We start from the raw sequence: 6,592 nt of genomic DNA, 5'->3' as shown, positions 1-6,592 counted from the left end.
CCTCCTATCCCTATTTTAGCACCACTAATAAAATAAAACAACTAGACAATATTCCTAGCATCTAATTCTGTTAAATTTCTTAAACAATAATCAATTTTTTTTCCATCAGGAGTAAACTCCAGATGATTTGCATATTCACCTGCAGCTATATAACATTCAATCTGATTTTCCTGCAGGATCAAAGTCTATGTGACTGAGACTATCACCTATTCCATCTAAATCTATGACTCTCTTCTCGAATACCATTTATCTCCAGTTCAAGATATTCTGGTTTTCTCAGAATAGAATTTCTGTCCATCTATTTTAGTATTCTTGATTTTAATTAATCTAATTGGATGGTGACTGGACTCCCGTTCCCACTCACAACTTATATTTTCATTATTTAACTTTACAACCATCTAACTGATCTAATAATTCAAATATAAACAACATCAATCTTCATTTAAAATCGAGGAAGAAATATCAGAAGATAGAGTTGGATAAGAGACGATCATTCCCGCAGACTTCCGTCTCCAGAACAAGATTAATACCCAGCTCTTCAGTAGCCTTAACCAGGTGATTAACAATATCCTGTTCAAAGTTTTTCAATGGAGCTTGACCACGATGAACAATTGTCACTTCAGCACCAGAGCGAGCGGCTATATGAGCAAACTCAAAGGCAATATAATCACCTCTTTAAATATTAACTCCAAATCTCTGCAAGATAAAAATCATAGTAAAATATACAGCGACCATAATTGCCGTTGAGATAGCTAATGAGAGATAAAAATTTAATTCAGTTTTTAATAATACCGGTAAAACTATAAAAAATGATAAAGATGGTATAACCATCCAGAAAACATCCCTGGATAACTGAGCTACCTGAGTCTTACTTTCAGTATCTATATAAAGCCATATAATTCCTAAATATGAGACTAATGGAAGTGAAGCTAAAATTGCCCCCAGGAGAGAACTTCTTTTAGAAACTTCAGAGACAGCTACAATTATTACTGCTGAAATTATTGTTTTAAATAATAAATATGCCATATATATCAGCTCCTCTTCCAAATCCTAGTCTTTTATTAATATTATATATTATAATTAAAAACCACTAAAAATTAATCACTTTATCAGCTTCAATAATCCACTCTGTAAATTCTGTCATATTGCTTAACTCTACCCCATCTATCAATTCCACATTCTTTAAACCCCCTGCAGCAGATCCTCCGCAAGTTCACAGGCTTTACCAAGGGCAGCATCAAAAATAACATTTTCTGTTCCCGCTCTTTTCCCCATCTCATGTCCTGCTCCATGAATTAAAGGTTCTATCTCAATCCCGTCTTTTATATAAAGAGCACCAATCCCTTTGGGGGCATAAACTTTATGAGCGGCAACTGAAAAAAAATCTACTCCCAGCTTTTTAACATCTGTTTCAATTTTACCCACAGACTGAGCAGCATCAGTGTGGAATAAAATATCATTTTCTGAAGCTATTTCAGCTATTTCTGCCAGTGGTTGAATTGTCCCTGTCTCATTATTTGCGTGCATGATGGTAATTAAAATTGTCTCCTCGGTTACTGCAGCTTTTAATTGATCAATATCAACTACTCCATTCTGATCTACGGGTAAATATGTTACCTCATAACCGTTTTTCTCCAGAAATTCACAGGGAGAGATTACAGCAGGATGTTCTATTTCGGAAGTTATAATATGTTTACCCCGATTCTGATAAGTATAGGCAGCTCCCTTAATTACCATGTTATTCGACTCACTTCCTCCAGAAGTAAAAATAATCTCTTCTGGTGAAGCATTTAATAAACTGGCAACTTTTTTTCGAGCCTCTTCCACAGCCTGTTTTGTTTTTGAGCCCAGTTCGTGACTGCTGGATGGGTTGCCAAAATTTCCATAAATATATGCTTCCATTGCTTCAGCTACTTTCTTATCAATTGGTGTTGTAGCATTATAATCAAGATAGATCATAGATTCACACCTTCCTTTCTAGACTTTACTTATCAGGTATCGATTGATTTAATATTTATATTTATATTTAAAGCTACTTCTTACATAACATCATCAATATAATCTCGTTATAAAAATAAAAGAATATCAGTAATTTTTTAACAATTCTGTAAAGTTCAGAACATCTTTAGTTTGTTTTGAAGTCGGTTCCTAACATCTAAACACTTTCTCACTATTTCTATTATATCAAAGTCATTTTTATAAAACAAAAATCCCCAGAAAAGCTCAATTATTAATTGAAATAATGAAGTTTCTCTGAGGATCAATCAGAGTAGAAAAATTAATATAATCATGATATATAACAGATATAATAAATTAAAAGTAATTATCTCAGTCTTTGTAAAACCATATCTTTCTTTATCTTCCCGAATAAAAATCGTATAAAATAAAGGCATTAATGCTACAAACAAAATATTAATTATATATAAAGTTAAATCATTAATAACTGTGCTCACTAGAGCCAGAGGAACAAATCCAATTGTCAAAGTAATGACATTATCTGCAATAACACTTGTCGAACCAGAAGTAATTTCTCCTTCTTTTGATACATTCCAGGCCTGAAAAATTTCTGGTAAAGTAGTTAAAGGACCCGTTATAAATAAACCACCGATCAGCTGAGGTATCCCCAGAATCTGGACAATATTCTCTGTTGCTCTCACAATATAATATGCACCAATAGCAATTGCTGCAGCACCAGCTATAGACAGTATCAACTTAGTCCAACTCCAACTCACCTCCTCTCCCTCCTGTTTCCCTGTCATTATTGCCTGAAAGAGAAATATAACATAAGCTATCAGCATAATATATCCATCTGCTGGCTGCAGACCTCGCCATCCCTGAGGCAAAGTTAAAAAAGCAGTTAAAACAATGATAGCCAGATAAGGTAATGCAAGAACTTTGACAGTTCGTTTATTTAGAGCCAGGAATTCATTTTTCAGATGCTGTTCATGTTTTTGATTATTTTTATATGATTTCCTGGAAGCAAAATAAGAAACAGTAATAATTAAAGGAATAGAGATTATATTTGAACCAAGTAGATTGCCTAAACCAATATCCGAGACTCCTCTTACTGCACTTGTTATATTAATAGATACCTCTGGACTGGCAGTTACAATAGCCAGAAGAGCTGCACCAGCTGAAGAAGTTAACCCCCACTGTCTGCGTAACATTTTTAAGGGAAATGATAATTTGCCTGCTCCCCAGTGAGCAGCCCAGGCTGATATAAGTAAAACACCAAACCAAAAGAATAATATTTTGATCACCTCTTTTGCTTAACATACCAGAATTTATATTCAATTAATTTATACCATCTTTTCCTCATATAAATGTAAACTTTTTCTTAATAACTAAACCTCTATATCTTTAAAATACTCAATAAATTCTTTTTTATTTAATAAGATTTGATTTCCAATCCCCAGTTCCTTAGCTAAAGCAGTAACCGAAGGCATCTCTAGATGAGCCTTTTTTAGTATCTCCTTTTGAGCAAAAACTTCCGCAGTTGGTCCATCAGCCAGAATCTTTCCCTGATTTAACACAATTATCCTTTCAAAAACTTCAGCTACAAAGTCCATATCATGATTAATTGTAAGCACCAGTTTACCTGATTCAATCTCTTCCCTGATAATTTTCTTAATTAAAGCTATATTTCTATAGTCCTGACCGATAGCAGGTTCATCAAAAATAATAATTTCCGGCTCCATGGCCAGGATAGAAGCTATAGTAACTAATTTTCGTTCTGAAAGACTTAAATCATAGGGATTTTCATCAGCAATTTCCGAAAGCCCCAGTCTTTTAATAGCTTTTCTGGCTCTTTTTTCTGCTTTATTTTCTTCAATATCAAGATTTAAAGGTCCAAACTTCACTTCATCCAGAACATTATTTTTAAAAATCTGATCACTTGGATTTTGAAAAACCAGTCCAATTTCCCGAGCCAGGGAGGCAGCAGTATGTTCTTTTGTATTCTTATCGTTAATTAAAACATCCCCTTTTTGGGGTTTTAAAAGTCCTTTTAGAAGTTTGACTAAAGTAGTTTTACCTGCCCCATTCTGACCAATTATTGCTGTCGATTTCTGTTCAAGGGAAAAACTAAGATCTTTAAGTACTGGTATTCCTTGATTATAATGAAAAGAGAGATTATTTACCGATATTTTTGCCATACTTAGCCACCAACATTTCTTTGAGTTCTGAGTTTCTAATAGGATACTGATCCTTTTCATTTTTTAATTCTAATTCCCTGGCTATCTCAGTATAAATAGGCACTCCCATTCCCATCTGTTCCAGGTCATTTCGAGAAAAAACTGCTGCTGTATCATCATATGCTACAATTCCCCCCTGATTCAAAAAGAGAATCTTATTTGCATAATCAGCTAATTTATTTAATTTTTGACTGACCAGAATAACTGTTAAGTTTTCTTCTCTCAGGCGAGATACTGCTTTAAAAACCTCTTCTGTTCCCTGGGGATCAAGCTGGGATGTAGGTTCATCTAAAACAAAAACATCTGGCTTTAAAGCCATGATACTGGCAATGGCCAGCCTCTGCATCTGACCTCCTGATAATTCAAAGGGGTTATTATCCTTTACTTCATTTAAATCCATTAGGTCAAGATACTTATCAATTCTTGTTATCATTTCTTCTCTTTCTACCCCATTATTTTCCAGGCCGAAAGCCAGCTCATCATAAACACTTAGCTTGGCCCCTGAAATCTGATTAAAGGGATCCTGGAAAACCAGACCAACTTTTAAAGATATTTCGGCAATACTACTGTTTAAAGTATTTAGGTCATCAATTAAAATTTCCCCTTCAAATTCTCCTTTGTAAAAATGAGGGATCAGTCCTACAAGAGACTTGCAAAAAGTAGATTTTCCTGCTTTATTGGGACCAATAACTCCTATAAAGTCACCTTTTTCAATTTCCAGAGAAATATTGTTTAAGGCTTTGTTTTCAGCAAGTGAATACTTATATGATAAATTGTTTATAATAATTTCTTTCATAAAGTTAGCCTCCAGACCAATACTGCTGCTAAAAATAATAACAAGAAAATTCTCAGCTGCTTCATTCCTCCAGGTACTTCCTCCTGATGCAGGAATGTTTTTTTAGTAGCCGCAGAAAAACCTCTAACCTCCAGGGCTATTGAACGCTCATGAGTGTTTACCAGAGAACTCATAACCAGAGGACCAATTAGTGGTATAAAAGCTTTAATCCGGACCCAGAGACTGCCCTCTGTTTCCATTCCGCGAGCTCTCTGGGCATCCATAATTATAGAAGCATTGCTGGACATCATAGGTATTATCTGCAGGACCGAATGCATAATATAGCCCAGTTTTGCCGGCATTCCTCTGCGTACCAGTGATTCTATCATCTCAGCCGGGGGTGTGGTTAAAATTAGAAGAGAAAAAGCTAACAAAACATTAATTGCCCTTATTGAAATTTTGGCCGCATAAAGTATTCCTTCAACATAAAAACTCAGATTAAATATAGTAAAGAGTTTTGTCTGATTTGCCCCATAAAACATTCCCTGAATAACAAAAATAGTCAGGATGATTATAAATACAAAGCTAATTATAGGAATCACCCGTTTTACAACCTTAGCCAGCAGCAGAAGCATTAAATTAATTAAAGTTAAACTGGCTGAAAAAATTAAAGTAGGCATAATAAATGGGGAAATTACTGAAACAAAAACATAAATAATTTTAGTAAACGGATCAATTTTATGAATTAAACTATTTCTTTTTACATATAAACTGAGAGATCTCAAGCTCCCGGCCTCCTCTATTAGCTTTCTTCAAAAAGTACAGTTATTCGTTTAGGTAAACCCTTATATATTATATAAGCGATAATAGTAGTTGCTATCTTATCGGGTAAGTCTACTGCCAGCTCATCCAGTCCAGAAGCAAGCCAGACTGGCCAGTTTGCTGAACGGAGAATTCCAAAGAGAGCATCTCCCCAAATATTTCCTGTCTGACCTCCCCAAAAAATTATATTAATTGGAGTAGAAACAATAGTCGAGACTACTGCAATAACAACACCCATTATCACAGCTCTTTTCATGTTTTTTACAAATCCCATTCTGGCCATAACCCCGGCAGTAATACCAATAGCAACACTGGTGATTCCATAGGCAAAAGAAACAGGACTAATTGTCAATCCATAAATTACATTGTTAATCCCTCCACTAATAGCTCCTATCCATGGTCCAGCCAGAATACCGGCCAGAATTGTACCAATCGAGTCCAGCCAGAGCGGTAATCTTAAAGTCTGAGCAAATAATTTTCCTACATAGTTAATTCCAATACTGACAGGTATTAAAACCAGTGCCATAGTAGAAAAATTAAAGGACCATAAATTCTTTTTTTGATTATTTCGCATAATCTTTCCTCCTTAGTTTAATTGATCAAAATGTATTCTTTAATAATTAACTTATTAATTTATTTCTTTGAAAAAAAATTAATTCCTGCTTAATATACTGTAAATAAAATTAATTTATACCACTCCCAAAATATACTTGACAGCTAAATAATTTTATGTGATAATATTAATTGATAACAATTATCAATACTAAATAGCAAACTATAAATCAAACTAATAGGAGGTACA

The 6,592-nt window shown here is 34.3% G+C and carries 8 protein-coding genes and 1 pseudogene; all 9 read right to left on the bottom strand.

Features of this window, described 5'->3' with window-relative positions:
• Positions 1-501: 501 nt before the first annotated feature.
• A pseudogene (locus DFR79_RS08900) lies at positions 502-672 on the bottom strand (NAD-binding protein); the annotation flags it as partial.
• Between the two features lie 3 nt (positions 673-675).
• Positions 676-1,026, bottom strand: a complete 351-nt coding sequence (locus DFR79_RS08895; RefSeq protein WP_133515149.1) for a DUF3147 family protein — start codon at positions 1,024-1,026, stop codon at positions 676-678.
• 64 nt (positions 1,027-1,090) lie between these two features.
• Positions 1,091-1,177: a hypothetical protein gene (locus DFR79_RS16540; protein WP_133515155.1), complete on the bottom strand. Its 87-nt coding sequence runs from the start codon at positions 1,175-1,177 to the stop codon at positions 1,091-1,093.
• A 5-nt stretch (positions 1,178-1,182) separates the two neighbouring features.
• Complete coding sequence (locus DFR79_RS08885) at positions 1,183-1,959, bottom strand: cysteine desulfurase family protein (protein WP_243727749.1); 777 nt, start codon at positions 1,957-1,959, stop codon at positions 1,183-1,185.
• Between the two features lie 305 nt (positions 1,960-2,264).
• A complete protein-coding gene (locus DFR79_RS08880) occupies positions 2,265-3,260 on the bottom strand; it encodes a sodium:calcium antiporter (RefSeq protein WP_208107519.1) in 996 nt (331 codons plus the stop codon).
• An 84-nt stretch (positions 3,261-3,344) separates the two neighbouring features.
• Complete coding sequence (locus DFR79_RS08875) at positions 3,345-4,154, bottom strand: energy-coupling factor ABC transporter ATP-binding protein (protein WP_133515148.1); 810 nt, start codon at positions 4,152-4,154, stop codon at positions 3,345-3,347.
• Positions 4,132-4,989 carry an energy-coupling factor ABC transporter ATP-binding protein gene (locus DFR79_RS08870; protein ID WP_133515147.1) on the bottom strand — a complete coding sequence of 286 codons (858 nt, stop codon included), beginning with the start codon at positions 4,987-4,989 and terminating at the stop codon, positions 4,132-4,134. The genes DFR79_RS08875 and DFR79_RS08870 overlap by 23 nt, the downstream gene beginning before the upstream one ends.
• The gene (locus tag DFR79_RS08865) at positions 4,986-5,753 is read right to left on the bottom strand and encodes an energy-coupling factor transporter transmembrane component T family protein (RefSeq protein WP_166638020.1); all 768 of its coding nucleotides are present in this window, start codon (positions 5,751-5,753) and stop codon (positions 4,986-4,988) included. Before DFR79_RS08865 ends, DFR79_RS08870 begins: the two co-directional genes overlap by 4 nt.
• A gap of 17 nt (positions 5,754-5,770) precedes the next feature.
• Positions 5,771-6,364, bottom strand: coding sequence for an ECF transporter S component (locus DFR79_RS08860; RefSeq protein ID WP_133515145.1), 594 nt, complete (start codon positions 6,362-6,364; stop codon positions 5,771-5,773).
• Between the last annotated feature and the right edge of the window lie 228 nt (positions 6,365-6,592).

It is taken from the genome of Halanaerobium saccharolyticum (assembly GCF_004362045.1).
Lineage (GTDB): Bacteria > Bacillota > Halanaerobiia > Halanaerobiales > Halanaerobiaceae > Halanaerobium > Halanaerobium saccharolyticum_C.
The sequence above is the reverse complement of the archived record's forward strand: the minus strand, read 5'-3'. Positions and strand labels throughout refer to the sequence as shown.

Coding starts and splice junctions, on each gene's coding strand:
- DFR79_RS08895 (WP_133515149.1), bottom strand. CDS start 1,026: ATGGCATATTTATTATTTAAAACAATAATTTCAGCAGTAATAATTGTA.
- DFR79_RS08885 (WP_243727749.1), bottom strand. CDS start 1,959: ATGATCTATCTTGATTATAATGCTACAACACCAATTGATAAGAAAGTA.
- DFR79_RS08875 (WP_133515148.1), bottom strand. CDS start 4,154: ATGGCAAAAATATCGGTAAATAATCTCTCTTTTCATTATAATCAAGGA.
- DFR79_RS08870 (WP_133515147.1), bottom strand. CDS start 4,989: ATGAAAGAAATTATTATAAACAATTTATCATATAAGTATTCACTTGCT.
- DFR79_RS08860 (WP_133515145.1), bottom strand. CDS start 6,364: ATGCGAAATAATCAAAAAAAGAATTTATGGTCCTTTAATTTTTCTACT.